Annotated in this window: 12 protein-coding genes and 1 pseudogene; 6 read left to right on the top strand and 7 right to left on the bottom strand. The window is 53.7% G+C overall.

Annotated elements, in window-relative coordinates; genetic code table 11:
• The first annotated feature begins 15 nt into the window (after positions 1 to 15).
• Positions 16 to 885: an MBL fold metallo-hydrolase gene (locus IEV89_RS19795; protein ID WP_188475236.1), complete on the top strand. Its 870-nt coding sequence runs from the start codon at positions 16 to 18 to the stop codon at positions 883 to 885.
• Positions 886 to 975: 90 nt separating this feature from the next.
• Here the strand turns inward: IEV89_RS19795 and IEV89_RS19790 are convergent, their stop codons facing one another.
• On the bottom strand, positions 976 to 1,692 hold the full coding sequence (locus tag IEV89_RS19790; RefSeq protein ID WP_188475235.1) for a tetratricopeptide repeat protein: 717 nt from the start codon (positions 1,690 to 1,692) through the stop codon (positions 976 to 978).
• 141 nt (positions 1,693 to 1,833) lie between these two features.
• Here IEV89_RS19790 and IEV89_RS19785 point away from each other — a divergent pair, with 141 nt between their 5' ends.
• Together IEV89_RS19785 and IEV89_RS19780 are read left to right on the top strand one after the other, a co-directional pair.
• Complete coding sequence (locus IEV89_RS19785) at positions 1,834 to 3,573, top strand: ABC transporter ATP-binding protein/permease (protein WP_188475234.1); 1,740 nt, start codon at positions 1,834 to 1,836, stop codon at positions 3,571 to 3,573.
• Positions 3,574 to 3,718: 145 nt separating this feature from the next.
• Positions 3,719 to 4,471: a GntR family transcriptional regulator gene (locus IEV89_RS19780; RefSeq protein ID WP_188475233.1), complete on the top strand. Its 753-nt coding sequence runs from the start codon at positions 3,719 to 3,721 to the stop codon at positions 4,469 to 4,471.
• Positions 4,472 to 4,504: 33 nt separating this feature from the next.
• Here IEV89_RS19780 and IEV89_RS19775 read toward each other — a convergent pair whose 3' ends face one another.
• Positions 4,505 to 6,103: a PTS transporter subunit EIIC gene (locus tag IEV89_RS19775; protein WP_188475232.1), complete on the bottom strand. Its 1,599-nt coding sequence runs from the start codon at positions 6,101 to 6,103 to the stop codon at positions 4,505 to 4,507.
• A gap of 50 nt (positions 6,104 to 6,153) precedes the next feature.
• A pseudogene (locus tag IEV89_RS19770) lies at positions 6,154 to 6,416 on the bottom strand (helix-turn-helix domain-containing protein).
• A gap of 121 nt (positions 6,417 to 6,537) precedes the next feature.
• Here IEV89_RS19770 and IEV89_RS19765 point away from each other — a divergent pair.
• Positions 6,538 to 6,768 carry a helix-turn-helix domain-containing protein gene (locus IEV89_RS19765; protein WP_188475231.1) on the top strand — a complete coding sequence of 77 codons (231 nt, stop codon included), beginning with the start codon at positions 6,538 to 6,540 and terminating at the stop codon, positions 6,766 to 6,768.
• Between the two features lie 283 nt (positions 6,769 to 7,051).
• Here IEV89_RS19765 and IEV89_RS19760 read toward each other — a convergent pair whose 3' ends face one another.
• The 4 genes from IEV89_RS19760 to IEV89_RS19745 are packed head-to-tail and all read right to left on the bottom strand — an operon-like array spanning position 7,052 to position 16,156.
• The gene (locus tag IEV89_RS19760) at positions 7,052 to 8,458 is read right to left on the bottom strand and encodes an efflux transporter outer membrane subunit (protein ID WP_229746544.1); all 1,407 of its coding nucleotides are present in this window, start codon (positions 8,456 to 8,458) and stop codon (positions 7,052 to 7,054) included.
• A gap of 40 nt (positions 8,459 to 8,498) precedes the next feature.
• Entirely contained in the window at positions 8,499 to 11,624 is a 3,126-nt protein-coding gene (locus tag IEV89_RS19755) for an efflux RND transporter permease subunit (protein WP_188475229.1), read from the bottom strand.
• Positions 11,625 to 14,870 (bottom strand): efflux RND transporter permease subunit, encoded by a 3,246-nt coding sequence (locus tag IEV89_RS19750; RefSeq protein WP_188475228.1) that lies wholly within the window; start codon positions 14,868 to 14,870, stop codon positions 11,625 to 11,627. It lies immediately after the preceding gene.
• On the bottom strand, positions 14,867 to 16,156 hold the full coding sequence (locus IEV89_RS19745) for an MdtA/MuxA family multidrug efflux RND transporter periplasmic adaptor subunit (protein ID WP_188475227.1): 1,290 nt from the start codon (positions 16,154 to 16,156) through the stop codon (positions 14,867 to 14,869). Before IEV89_RS19745 ends, IEV89_RS19750 begins: the two co-directional genes overlap by 4 nt.
• Positions 16,157 to 16,557: 401 nt before the next feature.
• Here IEV89_RS19745 and IEV89_RS19740 point away from each other — a divergent pair, with 401 nt between their 5' ends.
• Positions 16,558 to 17,379, top strand: coding sequence for a gamma-glutamyl-gamma-aminobutyrate hydrolase family protein (locus IEV89_RS19740; RefSeq protein WP_229746542.1), 822 nt, complete (start codon positions 16,558 to 16,560; stop codon positions 17,377 to 17,379).
• Positions 17,380 to 17,798: 419 nt separating this feature from the next.
• On the top strand, positions 17,799 to 19,529 hold the full coding sequence (locus IEV89_RS19735; protein WP_188475226.1) for a ShlB/FhaC/HecB family hemolysin secretion/activation protein: 1,731 nt from the start codon (positions 17,799 to 17,801) through the stop codon (positions 19,527 to 19,529).
• Positions 19,530 to 19,545: the final 16 nt, after the last annotated feature.

Genomic DNA, 19,545 nt, shown 5'->3' with positions numbered 1-19,545 from the left:
CTCTGAGGAAATTTTATGCGCCTGAACACCTTAGCCCTGACCGCCGCGTTATTACTCGGCACCAGCCTGGCCGCCAATGCCGCTGCGTTAAAAATGGAAGTCTATAATCCGGGTGAGGCCAGCATCTTCCCGGTGTCGTCTGAAATCATCACCGGAGAAAAAGACGCGGTGTTAATCGACGCACAGTTCCAGCGCAATGACGCAGAAAAACTGGTTGAGAAGATTAAAGCCAGCGGCAAGAACCTGACCACGGTGTATATCAGCCAATCAGATCCTGATTACTACTTCGGTCTGGATGTGATCCACGCCGCTTTCCCGCGGGCTAAGATCCTTGCGACTCAGGCGACTATCGATGAAATCAACGCCACCAAACAAGGTAAAATGGCCTTCTGGGGCCCGCAGTTAAAAGACAATGCACCGAAAACTGTGATTGTTCCACAAGCCCTTAAAGGCAACAGTTTTGAGTTGGAAGGCAAGAAATTCGAAGTGAAAGGCCAGGTCGCTGATCGTACCTTCGTGTGGATCCCATCGCTGAAAGCCGTTGTCGGCGGCGTGCTGGTCGATGGTAATAATATGCATCTGTGGGTGGCTGATAACCAAACGGTGGAATCTCGCAAGCAATGGGTTGCCGCGCTGGATCAGATTGCTGCACTGAAACCCTCTACTGTCGTGCCAGGACATTTCCTGCCGGGCGCACCGCACACGTTGGTGTCCGTTAAATTCACTAAAGACTATTTGCTGACGCTGGAACAAGAGCTGCCAAAAACCAAAGACTCCTCCGCGCTCATTGCCGCGATGAAAGGTCATTACCCGGAACTGAAGGATGATTCATCACTGCTGATGAGCGCCAAAGTATTGAAGGGCGAAATGAAGTGGCCGCAATAAACTTTCGATTCTTACTATTGCTGTATGGACAACCTTAACCCTCCGCGACAATCTGGAGGGTTAAGGAGAAGAGGGGAAAACATCAGAAAGTTATGGTGACACTCTAACGAAAGGCCCTTCGGCCTGCACGTTCATGCCAAAACCGCATTCACCTGTAGTATGCAGATTAACCTGTTCGGCCACGAAATCCATGCTGACCAAGCATTGCCCGCCACCGGCATTTTTGTCATCGGCTTGGCGGTACAGGGCTTTCCCCTCTTTTATTGTCGTCACCACCGAGAACTCACCGGTGTTCGGGCCGTAGTAGAGTGACATCAGTCCCATATACATTCCGCTGAAATCAATCCTGAACTGAGCCTCTTCCGCGTGAACGTCGACTTCATTCCAACTACCGTAACCGGCATATTGCCAATACTCCCCCGCCGCGCTGGCGGCGGCTGGCAGGGCATCAAGCTTAGGTTTGATCTGACTGAGATTGTATTGGGATTTCTTATTATCCGGCGCCAACATCAACCAGGCTTTCGCTTTGCGGTACTGCCCCTGACGAATATAGGTCAGCGCAATGTTGTTATAAGCAGTAGCGATACTGTCCTGCGGCTTGTGGCAGAATTCACTCCACGCCACCTGATCGCGAAAGACTTCTCGTGCTTTGTCGTACTCGCCCTGCTGATAAGCCACTTTTCCGGCGGAAGCATAAATACCGGCTTTCACACAGTCGCCGTTGATGTCGGGTTCATCGATCTTCGCCAATGCCTGAAAGCTGACCGACCCGCCGACGATCAGCAGTAAACTCAACGCGACTTTCATCAAAACCCCTTTTCTAAGTGCGGAATTGAACTTTACCGCAGGAAAAACATCCTTACATGTGTGCGATTGCCCTCTCGCGCTGGTTCGCTCATTCTGGGATGATGATTCATTCTCCCTTTAACTCTTTGAAACACGGCAATTATGACTAATAAACCTGGGAAATCGGCACCATGGCGTGCCGTCTGGCAACTCATTAAGCCTTATTGGCTCTCCGAAGAAAAATGGCGTGCATGGGGCCTGTTGACCATGATCATTATCCTTTCACTGGCTAGCGTCTACCTCAGCGTCCAATTCAATGAATGGAGCCGGGTGTTTTACGATGCTCTGCAAAACAGAAACTATCCGGTGTTCAAAGCCCAGTTGTTTAAATTTACCTGGCTGGCGCTGATCTTTATCGTCATTGCCATCTATAAAGTCTATCTGACACAGGGCCTGCAAATGAGCTGGCGCCGTTGGATGACCGAAGAGTATATGGACAAGTGGCTGGGTAATCACGCCTATTATTATACGGAGTATCAGCATCAGGTTGATAACCCAGACCAGCGTATTTCCGACGATCTTAACGCGCTGACCAGTGGTACGTTGTCGCTGATGCTGGGTCTGTTATCCAGCGTCGTCACACTGTTCTCTTTCGTATTTATTCTGTGGTCAATCAGCGGGCCGCTGACCTTTGCCCTCTTTTCGCATGAGATCACCATTCCAGGCTATATGCTGTGGTTTGCGCTGCTGTATGCCATTGTCGGCTCAGTCATCGTTTGGTGGGTGGGTAAACCGTTGGTTCGCCTTGGATTTAACCAAGAGTGGTTCGAAGCAAACTTCCGTTTTGGTCTGATCCGTGTTCGAGAAAACAGCGATGCGATTGCCCTTTATCACGGAGAGAAAAGCGAACGTGAGCAGTTGTCGGGCAAGTTTGATTCAATAAAGACCAACTGGTGGTCAATTATGAAGGTCACGCGTAACCTCAACGTAGCGTCAACCTTCTACGCCCAGTTTGCTAATATATTCCCTATTCTGGTGGCCTCACCGCGCTATTTCTCCGGCGCGATTCAGATGGGCGCACTGATGCAGATTGCCTCGGCTTTCGGCCAGGTACAGGGTTCGCTCTCCTGGTTTATCAATGCATTTACCGATCTCGCGAGTTGGAAAGCTTGCGTCAACCGTCTGGCTGGTTTCAATGCCGCCATCGATCAGGTTAACGGCCAACCCCGTGGTATCAGCGTGATTGAGTCAGAGAAGGTCGATCTGCAACTCGATGATCTTACGCTAAAACTCCCCAATGGCAGCCCGCTATTTTGCAACGTTTCCGCCAACCTTAAGGCCGGTGAACGCGTGCTGATTGCCGGTCCTTCCGGCTGCGGTAAATCTACGCTGCTGCGCGCCATTGCCGGAATATGGCCTTACGGCACTGGCCGCATTCATCTTGCCGCCGGTAAAAGTCATCTTTTCCTGCCACAGCGTAGTTACATCCCCATTGGCACACTGCGCGAAGCGCTGAGTTATCCAGATTCCAGTCGCGACTACACGGATGACCAGCTTAACAACGTGCTTGAGCAGTGCTGCCTGCCACACCTGCAAAGTGTACTGGATGATTACGCCAACTGGAGCCAACGCCTGTCGCCGGGAGAACAGCAACGTCTCTCGTTCGCACGAGCATTGCTGATCCAGCCGGCTATTTTATTCCTCGATGAAGCCACCAGCGCACTGGATGACGAAACCGAGCAACGTATGTACAGTCTGCTGGTCAGCGAATTGCCTGAAACCTCAGTGATCAGCGTCGCGCACCGTAACAGCGTGGCAAAATATCATCAGCATTGCTGGCGCTTCAAAAGCCAGGAAGATGGCTGCAGCCAATTCTCCTCCTCCGCATTACTGCCCGAGTAAATACCGCTAACCAAACCCCTGTCGGGGTTTGGTTATTTTCACTTCCGGCCCGGTCCTAAAACCCATCCCAGCGCACAGATCCTCGCTTTAAATTTGTTCAATTGTATACCTGGCTATACAATTTACACAGATAATCGGAGGCCTGATGAAAATCGACAAAACCTCGTTCGTTCCACTTTATTTACAGATAGAACAACAGCTTACTGAAAAGATTAATGCGGGTGATTTCCAACCCGGAGATGCTATTCCCACCGAAGCCGCGCTGTGCGAAATTTATGGTGTTTCTCGTATGACAGCGCGTAAAGCGGTGGACTACCTGGTACGTCAGGGGCAAGTGGCGCGTTTTCGTGGCCGGGGGACTTTTGTGGTCAAAAAAAGCAAAATCAGCAAAGTGAATCTTCCCCTCGACCGCCATCTCACCGCCAGTGAACTGGCCATCGAAATCAACCAGCCCATAGAAAACCGGGTGTTAGAGTTCAAACAAATCGCTGCAGACATCGATATTGCCACCGCGCTCAATGTGCCAGTGGGTACCGCACTGCATTTTATGGTTAGGTTACGTTTGCTCGGCCAGGAACCTTTTGTTTACGAACAGTGCTGGCTGCTGGCAGATCTGTTCCCGGATATGACCCGCCAGGCGCTGACCACGTCGAAATACGCTTATCTGCGTTCGAAAGGTTATGACCCGCTGGGGAGTAATAAGCAGATATCGGCCGAATTGCCTTCGAATCAAATTCGTTTGGTGCTGAATCTATCGCGTGATGAGCCGGTACTGCACTCACGCGCCGTGGCTGAATTCACTGACGGTACGCTGTTTGAAGTCTCTGATGTCTATTACAACCAACAGCACTACAATTTCAGTATCCGTGCCGTCGTCAAAAACAAAGGCCAAAGCTGACCTGTTGGCCAGCTTTGGCTGTAGACAGAAGTATTAAGCAATACCTGAAAGTTGGGCTTTGACCAGGTTAGCCACCTGTTCAACCTGTGGACCGTAAATCACATGCACATCATTTTCCGTCACCCGTTTCACCCCCATCGCTCCCGTTTTTAATAAAGTATCATCCTGAACCTGTGCCATATCTTTAACCTTCACCCGTAAACGGGTAAAGCAGCAGTCGACTTGTGAAATATTCCCTTCCCCACCCAGACCGACAATAATATTTTTAGTCTTCTCGTTACCCTGCGCAGGTGCGGCGCGCTCATCGGCATCGTTTTCATCCTCACGGCCCGGCGTTTTTATCTGCATACGCAGGATCACCCAGCGGAAACTGAAGTAATAGAGTGGCGCATAAATGATCCCAAGGAACAACGAATACCACCAGTGCGTTTTCGCTCCACCCAGTACCCCGAAGATCAGGAAGTCAATCGCCCCACCTTGAACATTCCCAATCATCACATGCAGCATCTGCATTAGCACAAATGAAAGACCGGTCAGCACGGCATGCATGACATACAGTAACGGCGAGACAAAGATGAAACAGAACTCCAGCGGTTCGGTAATACCGGTGGTGAAAGAGGCTAACGCCCCCGCCAGCATCAGCGCTTTTACCCGCCCTTTATGCTCAGGCCGGGCACAGTGATACATCGCCAGCGCAGCGGCTGGCAGCCCAAACATCATCACCGGGATTTTGCCCTGCGCCAGAAAACGGGTGGCCTGCTGAGTCACCGAATCGCTTATCGCGCCGGGATCGGACAGGGAAGCGTTAAAAATATTTAGGGCACCCACAATGGTCTGATTATCGACCGTGGTGACACCGCCAATCGGCGTAAAGCGCACGGTTTCATTAATGATGTGATGTAAACCGGTCGGGATCAGCAACCGTTCAGACGTCGCATAAATAAAAGTGCCCATCTCGCCGGTGCGGCCAATCAACTCACCGATCCATTGTATTCCCTGCGCAACCGTCGGCCAGATCAGTGACATCAGGACCCCAACAATCGGCAGCACCAATATCGTCACAATCGGCACCAAACGCCGTCCACCGAAAAAGGCGATAGCCGTCGGCAGTACAATGGTATAGAAGCGGTTATGCAGCCACATGGTGATTAACCCCACCAAAACCCCGCCCAGCACGCTCATGTTATAAGTGAAAATCCCCAGCGTTTTGGTGAACTCCGCCGCGTAAATCATCGCATCACTTTCTGTCATGCCTTTGGCGGTAAGTTTGGCAATGGTGATGGTCTCTGGCGTGATGTTCTGCACCAACAGACTATAATTCACCCCCACATGCAGACCAACAAAGCCAATCACGGCGGCAAAAGCGGCCGTCGCTTTCTCTGCATTGGCCAGCCCCATCGCCGTAGCTACCGCGAAAAACAGCGGTAAGTTGGCAAACAGCGCACCAGAAACCTGGCGGATAAAACCGATAATGAGTTGCAGGGATTTTATTTGTGCAAAAGATTCACCGGTTACTGCCGGGTTTTGTAACGCCGCTGCCAATCCGAGGAAAATCCCCGCCGCCGCGATCACCGAAATCGGCGTCATCAGCGCTTTACCCAAGTCGTGGATTTTGCTGCCTAATTTCATCATCCCTATCCCCTTAGTCAATTGGCGAAAAAAACGCCATTCATTGAGTAAAGTCACTGAATGTATAGTTGTATAGACATATAGGTCAGGAATATGAAAGAGATCACAGTTTGATGGGTATTCATGGCTGGGTTCACATCCAGCGCTTCGGCAATAATCTTCTCCCCTTTCGGCCATGAGCGGGACAACGCATTAGCTAATGTCGAAGAACTCAGCCCCGCTGCGCGCGAAACCGCCGCCAGCGTAGTACCACGTTACGCAGTGAAGCAATGATGTCGGCCTGATGCCAGTCGGTACGTAGAGATTTGGTTTTCATGATGATGTCCTTTTCATGCAAATGATAAGAGAGAGTTTAACGCAATCAATTATCCTGTTTTGGGATATTACAGTAAAGAGAAGATATTCGTTTTTGGGATTTTTTATGACGAGTATTTTTGATGGCATCAATCTATGATCGTGATTATCAGGAAGTCATTGGCCTGTTGAAAAAAGCCAGACAAGCTAAAGGAATGACGCAGATACAACTCGCTGAGATGCTGGGAAAACATCAATCATTTGTAGCGAAGTTTGAAAATGGTGAGCGGAGATTAGATGTGGTTGAATTCGCCCACATTGCGCGACTCTTGGGCGTTAATGCTCTCGAAACGCTCGAGAAAATTTTCAAGTAACTCATTATTTTTCAATAACATCATTCTAACTTTTTGAAATGAACTTTCTATAAGGAATATGATTACTACGCCGGTGGAATCAATAATGAAAAGAATTTACATAATTTTTTAAGTATATCTTGGGTCTCAAAGAAAAGATCAAATGATGAATTGAGAGCGTACGAATATTTTGACCTTGTGGAACTATCAACAACTCTTGATTAATCATTTCTACTTTCATTTTTAAGGCTGCATTGCAGCCCTATGAACCGAGAAGATCTTGCTTCGCAAGATCTTCTTCTCATCATTCCCCGACGTCCCCATTCCATCCGCCGCCAAGTGCGGCAATCAACTTAACGCTGGTAACCATCTGGGTGCTAAGCAGTGATAGCACATTTTGCTGCTGGGAAAGGCTGGTGTTTTCGGTGCTGGCAACGTCGAGATAATCGATCATCCCCGCCTGATACTGGTTGTAGGTCACGCGGGCTGACTCTTTGGCGGCATCAGCGGCGCGTTGTTGCGCCAGTGTTTGCGCGTCAAGAGTATGCAACTCCACCAGATAATCCTCCACTTCCTGCAAGGCACCCAACACACTCTGGCGATACGCCGCGACCTGCGCGTCATAGGCGGCTTCGGCCTGAGTCACTTTGCTACGCGTCGCGCCGAAATCCAGCACGGTCTGGCTCAGTTCCGGCCCCAGCGACCAGGCGCGGTTCGGTAGAGAGAACAGACTATGGAAAGCATTACTGGTGAAACCGCCGCTGGCACTGAGCGTCAGATCCGGATAATAGGCAGCAGTGGCCACACCGATGGCAGCGTTAGCCGACGCCATCGAACGTTCGGCCGACGCGATGTCCGGGCGACGTTGCAACAGTTGCGACGGGAGTCCCGGCGGGATCGACGGCAAAGTGAAGGTCATTTCGCGTGCCGTCAGGGTGAACTGCGCAGGCGGTTTCCCCATCAACACGGCAATGGCGTGCTCCATCTGTGCACGCTGCCACTGCACCTGCAACGCTGAAGCGCGTGCGCTTTCCAGTTGGGTTTGCGCCTGTGCCAGCGTGGCCCGCGACGTATTGCCGCCGGTATATTGATTCTGAATAATGGTTTGATAACGCTCATAGGCCGCGATACTGCGGTTATACAGCGCGATTTGTTGGTCCATCACACGCAACTGGAAATAATCCTGTGCCAGCTCGGACTGTGCACTGAGCGTGGCGTTCGCCAGATCGGCCTTGCTGGCCTGTGCACTGGCCCGGTCCTCTTCAACCGTGCGGCGCAATTTGCCCCACAAATCCAGCTCCCAACTGGCGCTGAGCTTCGCCGATTGCTGCTTGGTGATCGACGAATAGGTGCCGCTGCGGGTGCTGCCCACGCTGGCATCAACGGAGGGATACAGTCCGGATCGCGCCTCTGTCACCAACGCCTGCGCCTGCCGATACTGTGCTGCATATTGTGCGACGTTTTGGTTGGAAATCTGCACCTGACTCAACAAAGACGACAGCTCAGGGTCTTTATATACCGCCCACCAATCGCCCTTTGTGTGATTGTCCTGCGGCACCGCCGCCATCCAGCCTTTGGCCTCTTTAAATTCCAGCGAAAGCGGAGCAGATGGCCGCTGATAATCCGGGCCAACGGTGCAGGCGCTGACCAGCAACACCAACGCCAAAGGTGCAAGGCGGAATAGAACGGAACGGGTGTTAGCGGATGTCATCAGAATCTTTTCGCTTTTCAAAGGATGAGTCATAAAAGAATTAATCATGCGAATCGGCCTGTGGTGATGCCGCATGAGGACGCAGACGATGCCAGAAACGGCGCGTCGCACGGCTCGAGCGATCCATATAGAGATAGACCACTGGCGTGGTGAACAGGGTCAATATCTGACTCAGCGCCAAACCACCGGCAATGGCCAGTCCCAGCGGGCTACGCAGGTCAGCGTCGCCGCCGCTGCCGAGAGCCAACGGTAAAGCGCCAAAGAATGCCGCCAACGTAGTCATCAGGATCGGGCGGAAGCGCATCAGGCAGGCCTGCGTGATCGCCTGCTGTGGTGATAGTCCAAGGCGGCGTTCGGCATCGAGCGCGAAGTCGATCATCATGATCGCATTCTTCTTCACAATACCGATCAACAACAAAATCCCGATCAAAGCGATCACCGTCAACTGCGTGTTGGTCAGCAGCATCAGTAGCAATGCCCCCAAGCCCGCAGAAGGCAGCGTTGAGAGGATCGTCAGTGGATGAATGTAGCTTTCGTATAATACGCCAAGCACGATATACACCGCCGCCAACGCCGCGAGGATCAGCCAAGGCATCATGCTGGCCGATGAGTCAAACGCCTTCGCGGTACCGGCAAATCCGGCTTGAATAGTGTCAGGCAGACCAATTTTCGCCATCGCGGTTTTAATCAAACCCTGTGCGTCGCCAAGCGCCACACCGTCGGCCAGATTAAAGGCCAGCGTGGTGGTGGCCGATTGATCCTGATGCGACACAGACAGTGGTGCGTTGGCGCCGCTAAACTGGGTGAAAGCCGAGAGCGGTATCTGATCACCCGCATCGGTGATGACATACAGCTGATTGAGCACGTCAGGATTGCTGGTGTAGTCGTCTGTCAGATTCATCACCACGTGGTACTGATTGAGCGTTTTGTAGATAGTGGCAATTTGCCGCTGGCTGAACGCGTTGTTGAGCAGCGTGTCGACCATCTTGATATTGACCCCAAGACGCGACGCCTTGTCGCGGTCAATCGTCAGCATCACTTCCTGACCACCGGTTTGTGAATCGGTGTCTACGCCGGTCAGCTGTGGCAGTTTCTCCAGTGCAGCTTTCACTTTCGGCGCCCACTCACGCAGTAGCGACAGATCATCTGCCTGCAAGCTGTACTGGTATTGTGCGTTGGCGCTGCGTGCGCCAACGCGTAAATCCTGCGCGGCCATCAAAAACAGTTGCGCCCCCGCCAGCTTACTGGTTTTTGCCATCAACCGATTGGCCACTTCATTGGCGTTGGCGCTACGCTGTTTGTAGTCCTTCAGCCGCACAAAGAACGTCGCGGTATTACGCGAACCAAACCCGCCGCTCCCCGCTGAACTCATCACGGCCTCAACGGCCGGATCGGCCTGAATAATTTTGCTGTATTCCAGCACTTTTGGCTGAATAGACTGAAATGAGGTGTTCTGATCCGCGCGCATCATACCCATCAGCATGCCGGTGTCCTGATTGGGGAAAAAGCCTTTCTCCACCACGGTATAAAGGTAGACGTTGAGCATGATGGTCAACAGCAGGCCAAACAAAGTGATCAGTTGGTGCCGCATCACCCAGCCAAGCGCAGCAGCATAGCTCGCCAGCAAGCGGTTAAGTGCCCGTTCGATAATGCGGTAAATGCGCGGCTGACGTTTTTCCACGGCCGGTTTACGGCTTAGAAAACGCGCACAGAGCATCGGTGTGAGGCTCAGCGACACCAGCATCGAGATGAGCAGCGATACGGTGAGTGTCACGGCAAACTCGCGGAACAAGCGCCCCAAGATCCCGCCCATCAGCAGCAGCGGAATGAATACGGCAACCAGCGAGAGGGTCATCGACAGCACGGTAAAGCTGACTTCTTGCGCGCCTTTGATGGCAGCCCGCACCGGCCCCAATCCCTCTTCAATATGGCGGGTGATATTTTCCAGCACCACAATGGCATCATCGACCACAAAGCCAGTGGCGATAATCAGTGCCATCAGCGACAGGTTATCCAGGCTGTATCCCAGCAGGTACATCACCGAGCAGGTGCCGATGAGTGACACCGGCAATGCCAGCGCCGGAATGATCACCGCCTGTAAATTGCGCAGAAAGACAAACACCACGGCGATCACCAGCACCGTAGCTTCAAGCAATGTCACTTCGGTGGCGCGCAAGGAACCGGAAATCGTACCCGAACGATCCAGTGCGATGTGTAGCGTCACGTCGCCCGGCAGGCTCTCTTCCATTTGTGGCAGCGCGGTTTTGATGGCCCGAATGGTCTCCAGCATGTTAGCGCCCGCCTGACGGGTGACACCAATCATCACCGACGGGGTGTCGTTGTAGTAGCCAACGTTGTACTTATCTTCCACTGAATCATACACATTCGCGATGTCGCTCAGGCGAATTGCTGCGCCATTAATGTAAGTGACAATCAGCGTTTTATACTGAGCCGCCGTGCTTTGTTGGCCGTTACCCTCAATCATCCAGGATTGACTCGAGCCTTGTAAAACGCCCTTCGGCAAATTGGTGGTGCTGTTAGCAATGGCGGAGCGAATGGTGTCGAGCGAAATGCCATACTGGCTGATGGCCTCCGGACGCAGATCGATACGTACACCGGGCAACGCAGAGCCGACCAGTGATACCTGGCCGACGCCGTTGACCTGCGCAATTTTCTGTTGCAGCTGGCTGGAGGCGATATCGTACAGTTCGCCTTTGCTACGTGTGGACGAAGTCAGCGACAGCATGATGATCGGCGCGTCCGACGGGTTGGCTTTACGGTAGGTCGGCAATGACGGCATGCTACTTGGCAACAAAGCCCGCGAGGCATTAATCGCCGCCTGCACGTCGCGTGCTGCACCGTTGATTTCACGGTCTAGATCAAACTGCAACACCACGGAGGTACTGCCTTGCGAACTGTTGGACGTCATTTCGCTGACACCGGCAATCTGCCCCAAAGCACGTTCGAGCGGCGTCGCCACGGTGGCGGCCATGGTTTCCGGGCTGGCACCAGGCAGGCTGGCGCTGACCATGATCACCGGCAGATCCAACTGCGGCAGCGGTGCAACCGGCAGCAGGCGATAACCGAGCAGACCCAGCAGGACAATCGCCCCCGTCAGCAACAGTGTCGCTACCGGGCGGAAGATGAAAAAGCGCGAGATATTCATCTATTGATTACCAGTAGGCGGCTGACTGGCTTGTTTTTTTTCAGCCTGAAGAGCCCGTTTTCTTTTTAGACGCGGATTCCAGCGGGTCGCCAGGCGGTCAAACATCAGGTAAATAACCGGCGTAGAGAACAGCGTCAGCAACTGACTGAGGATCAAGCCACCAACAATCACCAACCCCAGCGGCTGACGCAGTTCCGCGCCGGATCCGCTGGCCAGCATGAGCGGCAGCGCGCCGAGTAGCGCCGCCATGGTGGTCATCAGAATCGGTCGAAAACGCAGTAAGCATGCCTGGTGGATCGCCTCCCGCGGCGACATGCCCTGTTTGTTTTCCGCCTCGAGCGCAAAGTCGATCATCATGATGGCATTTTTCTTGACGATGCCGATCAACAGGATCACGCCGATCAGCGCAATCAGACTGAATTCGGTATTGGCAAACAGCAAGGAGAGCAGCGCACCCACTGCCGCCGACGGCAGCGTCGAAAGGATTGTCACCGGATGAATAAAGCTTTCATACAGAATACCGAGCACCACGTACATGGTCAGCAAGGCAGCCAGAATGAGCCACAGCGTATTACTGGTGGCGCTTTCAAAGGATGATGCCGCGCCCTGATAGCGCAGAGTAATGCTGTCCGGCAGGGAAAGATCCGCCACGCTCTGCTTGATGGCTTCCTGCGCTTGTTCCAGCGAGTAGCCCTCTTTCAGATTGAAGGAGACGGTCACTGCCGGGAACTGATTGAGACGTGCCTGCAACAGGGCACCCGTGCGCATATGTATTTTGGCGATCGACGTCAGTTTGATCATGCCCGCCGTAGTATGGGTGGATGTCCCGCTGGCGGAACTGCTGGTGGTTGAGCCTGACGCGCTAGTGGTCGAGGTGCTGTTTGCATCCGATGTCGATGACGATGACGCGTCAGTGTTGCTGGTCGCCAGATAGATATCCTCAAACGAGGCCGGTGACTGCTGGAACTGCGGCGCGACTTCGAGTACAACCCGGTATTGGTTTGACTGAGTAAAGATGGTTGAAACCAGTCGCTGACCGAAAGCGTTATAGAGCGCGGTATCGACATCAGAAGCCGTAATACCAAAACGCGAAGCGGCATCGCGGTCCAGTTCAACGTAGGCCACCTGCCCCTGATTTTGCAGGTTGCTGACCACGTCACTGAACTCCGGCTGCTGACTCAGTTTCTCAATCAGTTTCGGCGTCCAGGTGACCAGATTTTCGCTGTCGGCATCGTCGAGCGTAAACTGGTACTGGCTTGGCGTAACCTGGTCATCGACCGTGAGATCCTGTGAGGACAGCATATACAACCTAATGCCTGGCACCGAAGCCGTTTCTTGCTTAAGACGCGCAATGATCGCGGGAGCGCGTTCGCCCCGCTGAGCAAAAGACTTAAGGTTAATTTGCAGACGCCCGCTGTTCAGACTCGTGTTGTTACCGTCCACACCAATGGTCGAAGATACGCTGTCGACCGCCGGATCTTGCAAAATGGCGGCAGTCAGCAACTGCTGGCGGCGGCCCATCTCACCGAAAGAGACATCCTGCGACGCCTGCGTGATCCCCTGAATCATCCCTGTATCCTGTGATGGGAAGAAGCCTTTCGGCACAATCACATACAGCAATGCGGTGAACACCAGCGTAGCGGCGGCCACCAGCAAGGTCAGACGCTGATGGTTGAGGACCACGATCAGCATACGGTCGTAGCCGGCAATCAGTTTGTCGAATAGTTGCCCGCCTTTGCGGTAAAAACGACTCTGTTTTTCTTCGGGAATATGACGGAGTAAATAGGCGCACAGCATCGGCGTCAGGGTTAGCGACACCACCATCGACACCAGAATCGACACCGCCAACGTAATCGCAAATTCACGAAATAACCGCCCCACCACGTCGCCCATAAACAGCAGCGGGATCAATACGGCAATCAGAGAGAAAGTCAGGGAAATGATGGTAAAGCCGATCTGCGCAGAGCCTTTAAGCGCTGCCTGCATCGGCGTTTCGCCCTCTTCCAGCCGTCGCGTAATGTTCTCCACGACCACGATAGCGTCATCGATAACAAAGCCGGTGGCAATGGTCAGCGCCATCAGCGACAGGTTGTTCAGGCTGAACCCGCACAGGTACATCACGCCGAATGTCCCCACCAGCGAAAGTGGCACCGCGACGCTCGGAATGAGCGTGGCCGCGACGTTGCGCAAGAAAAGGAAGGTGACCATGACGACCAGCGCAATTGACAGCATCAACTCAAACTTTACATCGCTGATGGAGGCACGGATGGTCTGAGTACGGTCTGACAAAATCGTGACGTTGACTGAGTCCGGCAGCGATTCCTGCAATGTCGGTAACTGCTGTTTAATCGCATCCACCACCGCAATCACGTTGGCACCTGGCTGGCGCTGTACGCTAATGATGATCGCCGGTTTTTTGTTGGCCCACGCCGACAGGTACTGATTTTCTGGCGCTTCGGAGAGTGTGGCGATGTCGCGCAGACGCAGCGCCGCACCATTCTGATAAGTGATAATCAGATTGCCATACTCAGCAGCGGTACGCAGTTGATCGTTGGCATCGATGGTGACCGAATGGTATTTGCCATCAAAGCCGCCTTTGGAGCCGTTGACGTTGCTGTTGCCAATCAGCGTGTTGATATCTTCCAGCGTGAGGTTGTGCGCCGCCAACGCGCGCGGATTGACCTGCACACGAATGGCGGGCTGATTGCCACCCGCCAGCGTCACCATACCGACGCCGGATATTTGCGACAGCTTCAGCGCCACGCGGGTATTCACTAAATCCTGCACTTTGGTCAGCGGCAGTGATTCAGAAGTCACGGCCAGTGTCAGCACCGCGCTGTCGGCCGGATTGACCTTTTTGTAGGTCGGTGGATTGGGAAGATCTTTAGGCAGGAGGTTGTCAGCGGCATTAATGGCCGCCTGCACTTCCTGTTCGGCGACGTCTAGCGAGAGATCCAGCGAGAATTTCAGCGTGATGATCGACGAACCGCTGGCGCTGGTAGAATACATCTGACTTAGGCCAGCCATCTGCCCCAACTGACGCTCAAGCGGTGCAGTAATACCGGATGCCATCACATCCGGGCTGGCACCTGGATAGAGCGTGGTCACCTGGATAGTTGGGTAATCGACCTGCGGCAGCGCCGAGGTAGAGAGCATATTGTAGGCAAAAATGCCCGACAGCAGCACGGCCACCATCAGCAAAATGGTGGCGACCGGCCTTTGTATAAAGAGGCGTGATGGATTCATTTCGGCCCGCTGTCTTTACCGGTACTGGCGTTGTCTGGGCTAATGGCGGCGGGTTGTTTCGGCGCTGTAGCGTCACCCGCAGCGCTGGCGGTAACAACCTGTACTTTGCTGCCGTTGTTCAGGCTGTCAATACCCGTGGTGACCACCTGTTCGCCCGGTATAATTCCAGACAGCACCGCAACTTTGTCATCGCCGAAGGATGGGCCGGATTTCACCTGGCGTCGCTCGATCGTGTTATCGGCCTTCACTACATAGACAAAATCTCCCGCGGCACTCAGCTGTAAGGCCGCCGCCGGGATCACGGTGGTCTTCTCCAGCGTCCCCACCTGTAAACGGACATTCACAAACTGGTTCGGATAGAGCTTTTCATCTTGGTTCTCAAACAGCGCTTTCAGCTTAATGCTGCCGGTACTGGTGTCGATTTCATTACTGATGAATTGAAGTTTGCCTTGCCCAAGCACGTTGCTACCATTTTGATCAAAGGCTGTCGTCGGCAACTGCTGGCCGCCGCGCAGTGCTTTAAGCAAAGTTTGCACGTTGCTTTGCGGCACGCTGAACGTGACGGCAATCGGCTGAGTTTGGGTAATAGTGACGATTCCGGTCGTCGAACTGCTGCTCACCATATTGCCCGGATCGACCAGACGCAGACCGACATGCCCGCTGACCGGTGCGGTGATTTTGGCAAACTCCAGATTCAGTTTTGCCGCAGCAATCTGTGCCTGATCGGCTTTCACTGCACCGGCGTATTGGCCGGCAGTCGCCATCTGGCTTTCCAGATCCTGACGCGCCAGAGAGTCCTGTGCGTAGAGTTTTTTATAACGGGCCAACGTCAACTCAGCGCTTTTGGCCAGCGCCTGGTTCTGCGCTAAATCGCCCTGATACTGCTCCAGCGTCGCCTGATAACTGCGTGGATCAATCTGCGCCAGCAACTGGCCTTGCTCCACTTTCTGGCCTTCGGTGAAATAGACTTTCATCAGTTGCCCGTCAACCCGGCTGGTGACCGTCACCGTCGCATTGGCCACAACGGTGCCCAATGCCCGTAGAAAGACCGGCACATCGGCCTGCTCGGCTTTCCCCGCCTGCACCGGCGTTGGGCCGCCCTTCATCGCAGCACCGTGCATTCCCCCGCGCATTCCGCCACGTCCTGGCCCGCCATTTTTCACAGCAGTGGTTGAAGCACTGTGATGGAAGGCAAAATACCAGACCAAAATAGCCGCAATGATCACAGCAATGACAAGCCACAATCTTGTGCGGCGTTTGGAGCGGGAAGAGGCATTTGGCAGCATAAATTTCTTGGTTTCGCAGTAAAAATGAGGATAAAAAAGCTGAATGAGGTCCTTCAACCAGACAGAATCATTATCCTGAAAATAGCGACGGGCTGTTTCTAGGACAACGTAAAGATTACGTCAGCAATTAATTTTATATGTTTCTAATGACTGTATGAATTCTAACAGCAAAAACAACGCAGCGGTAAACCTCACAACCCCCGAGATCATGAACTGCTGGCGATGAGACAACCTTGTAATATGGTACGCAAACCGTCGTAGATGACCGATTACAGTGGTAAATTCCAAATACCTCTTGCATTGATAATTTGTATTGTTTCTGCCCCCGGCCTGTTGATATGTTGAGATAAAGTCTTTTCCTTCTCCTTTCTCTTTGGGTTAACTACGGAGTGCGGCAGATTATGATGAGCACAAAATTTCAATCTAAGCCGGTTATTGGCGTGACGCTGGATAGCGAAGAGGCTGGCGGATACTCCGATTCACCCTGGTACGCATTGCGCCAAAATTATATGAGCAGCCTGGCAGAACTTGGAGCCGTTCCGTTGGCGCTGCCCCACCACGGCGAACTGGCAGACGAATATCTCTCTTTATGCGATGCGGTTGTGGTCACCGGCGGTGCCTTTGACGTTCCGCCTTCACTGTTCAACGAACAGCAATCCAGCGATCACATTCGCCTGAAACCGGCACGCACTGAGTTTGAAACTGCCATCGTGCAGGGGGCCATGCGCCGCAATATGCCGCTGCTCGGCATTTGTGGTGGTCAACAACTGCTGGCGGTGCTTACCGGCGGCACATTGCATCAACATATCCCCGATGCACTTCCCGACGCACTCGAACACAACACCACAGTCAATACTGAAAATACCGGCGGCAAAAAACGCGCGCGTCATGAAATAGAGATCTTTGCAGGCACCTTGCTTAGCCGCTGTGTGGATTCATTGCGTTATGAGGTCAACAGCTCCCACCATCAGGCTGTGAAAACAGTGGGCGCAGGTTGCCGTATCAATGCCGTGGCACCGGATGGGGTTATCGAAGGCATAGAATGCGACGGCTATCACTTTTGTCTCGGCGTACAGTGGCACCCGGAATATTTTCAACATCAACAGGACAGAGAACTGCTTGCGGCGTTTGTCAGCGCAGCCGCTCATTACCAACAAACCATGCGCAGCAGCGGCCAGGCCATGGCACAGGCGATGAATCGCTTAGGGCATCACGACAGATGAAAAGGGAAAACTCGTTGATTTCTCAGAAACGGATGACAAAGGGCACCCACTGGGTTCAAACGTGAAGTGGAAACCTGGATGCAACAACGTATTGCGCAGTCCCGCAAGTCACTCGCCCCTTGTTCCGTTCCCCGTAAATCAACGACTCACCGACCCGACCAGAATCACTTTGCCCTTCGCATCCTGTCAGGCTGCCCATGCCGGGACGGCTTTCGCCTGCGTGCCATATGCGCAAGCTGAAGTGTCATCCCACAAACGACAGGATCGGGCATTGTATTATGGCCAACACTGCACGAACGATGGTCTGTAAACACAAAGCGCCGTACGCCCAAAAAATATAATTTGCTTGCTTTCTAGTCTGTTGAATGAATAATTACCGTCAAGTTACACATCTTTACACTTTATGAAACGGATTTTTCATGAAAAGGATTTTTATAACGCTCTGGCGTCAGCCAAAAGCGTGGGTTCCTGTGATTACTGGAATGCTGCTAACCCTTTCTTCCCCGATATTTGCTGCCAGCCAGCCCGGCGCCCTTGAGCAAGAGGCTGCGACACTCGATGCCCGCCAGCAACTGCGTCAGCAAGAGCGTGAAAGCGCCCTACAAAGCCAAAATACCCCGCAGACGGATACGCGCCTTGCCCGTCCCGACATTGCGCTGCCTGACTATCCTGCCCACGAAAGTCCCTGCTTTACCATTAACCAGATAATCCTGATCGGCGAGTCTGCCGACCGCTTTCAGTGGGCACTTAGCGCCGCCGATGACGCCAAAGGGCGCTGCCTGGGCGGCCAGGGTATTGTGCTGGTCATCAATAAGGTGCAAAACGCCATACTGGCTAAAGGCTACATCACCACCCGCGTTATGGCGCAGGAGCAGGATCTGACCAAAAGCATCCTGACGCTGACTCTGCAGCCCGGGCGCATCGGCGACGTTCGCTTTGACCAACCCGTTTCGTGGCGCGGGCGATGGTGGAACGCCCTCCCCGCCTCATCAGGCGATATTTTGAACTTACGCGACATCGAGCAGGGACTGGAGAATTTCCGGCGGGTGCCCAGCGCCACCGCCGACATCAAAATTGTCCCCGGCAAGCATGATGCCACCAGTGACCTGCTGGTCAACTGGCAGGAAGTCCGGCCGGTGCGGCTCAGCCTGGGCCTCGATGACAGCGGCTCTAAAAGTACCGGACGGTATCTCGGCTCCGCGACGTTAGCACTCGATGCGCCTTTTGCACAGAACGACCTGTTTTATGCCAACGTCGGTAAAGACCTGTTCCAGCACGGTCCGTTTGGTAACCGTTCGCACACGCTGAACTACTTTTTCCCGGTGGGTTATTGGGGTTTTTCCGCCAATTACAACGACTATACCTACCATCAGAACATCCCCAACGCCAACGAAGTGCTGCGCTACAGCGGTAAAAGCGACAACGTTCAGCTGACAGTCTCCCGGTTGCTGTACCGCGACCAGTCGCACAAAACAACGCTAAACCTGCGCGCTTACCGCAAGCATTCGACCAACGCCGTAAACGACATCGATATCGACCAGCAGAAGCGGCGCACCGCCGGCTGGGAGCTGGGGCTCAACCAGCGCAGCTACCTCGGGACCACCACCCTTGACGCAAATATCCACTGGCGACGCGGAACCGGCGCGTTCAACGCCCTGCCGGCCCCGGAAGAATCGCGTCATGAAGGCAGCGCACGGACAGGCATGTTGCTCGGTGACCTGGGCATCAACCAGCCCTTTACTGTGGGTGAGCAACCCTGGCGGGTATACACCCACCTTCGCGGACAGTGGAGCCCGAACGCGCTGACGCCCCAGGAGCGCATGGCGATTGCAGGGCGTTACACGGTGCGCGGCTTTGACGGCGAACAGGTGTTGTCCGGCGAGAAAGGCCTGCTCTGGCGTAACGACATCGCCTGGAACGTATTCGCAAGCGGCCACGAGCTGTACCTCGCGGCCGACTACGGCCGGGTGGACGGGCCGGGTACGCGATACCTGGTCGGTCACCAGCTGGCCGGCAGCGCGGTTGGCGTGCGCGGGGCGCTGTGGGGCCGGTTGAGTTACGACGTTTTTGCCGGCATACCGCTCTATAAGCCATCAGGCTTCCACACCTCGGGCGCCACGGCCGGATTCAGCGTCAATCTTGAAATCTGATGCCCGGGCGTGATAC

It is taken from the genome of Hafnia psychrotolerans, assembly GCF_014639435.1.
Taxonomy (GTDB): Bacteria; Pseudomonadota; Gammaproteobacteria; order Enterobacterales; family Enterobacteriaceae; genus Ewingella; species Ewingella psychrotolerans.
The sequence above is the reverse complement of the archived record's forward strand: the minus strand, read 5'-3'. Positions and strand labels throughout refer to the sequence as shown.

Excerpts from the sequence above, each read along its gene's own strand:
- IEV89_RS19785 (WP_188475234.1), top strand. The coding sequence starts at position 1,834 with ATGACTAATAAACCTGGGAAATCGGCACCATGGCGTGCCGTCTGGCAA.
- IEV89_RS19760 (WP_229746544.1), bottom strand. The coding sequence starts at position 8,458 with ATGACATCCGCTAACACCCGTTCCGTTCTATTCCGCCTTGCACCTTTG.
- IEV89_RS19750 (WP_188475228.1), bottom strand. The coding sequence starts at position 14,870 with ATGAATCCATCACGCCTCTTTATACAAAGGCCGGTCGCCACCATTTTG.
- IEV89_RS19795 (WP_188475236.1), top strand. The coding sequence starts at position 16 with ATGCGCCTGAACACCTTAGCCCTGACCGCCGCGTTATTACTCGGCACC.
- IEV89_RS19790 (WP_188475235.1), bottom strand. The coding sequence starts at position 1,692 with ATGAAAGTCGCGTTGAGTTTACTGCTGATCGTCGGCGGGTCGGTCAGC.
- IEV89_RS19740 (WP_229746542.1), top strand. The coding sequence starts at position 16,558 with ATGATGAGCACAAAATTTCAATCTAAGCCGGTTATTGGCGTGACGCTG.
- IEV89_RS19765 (WP_188475231.1), top strand. The coding sequence starts at position 6,538 with ATGGCATCAATCTATGATCGTGATTATCAGGAAGTCATTGGCCTGTTG.
- IEV89_RS19755 (WP_188475229.1), bottom strand. The coding sequence starts at position 11,624 with ATGAATATCTCGCGCTTTTTCATCTTCCGCCCGGTAGCGACACTGTTG.
- IEV89_RS19745 (WP_188475227.1), bottom strand. The coding sequence starts at position 16,156 with ATGCTGCCAAATGCCTCTTCCCGCTCCAAACGCCGCACAAGATTGTGG.
- IEV89_RS19735 (WP_188475226.1), top strand. The coding sequence starts at position 17,799 with ATGAAAAGGATTTTTATAACGCTCTGGCGTCAGCCAAAAGCGTGGGTT.
- IEV89_RS19780 (WP_188475233.1), top strand. The coding sequence starts at position 3,719 with ATGAAAATCGACAAAACCTCGTTCGTTCCACTTTATTTACAGATAGAA.
- IEV89_RS19775 (WP_188475232.1), bottom strand. The coding sequence starts at position 6,103 with ATGATGAAATTAGGCAGCAAAATCCACGACTTGGGTAAAGCGCTGATG.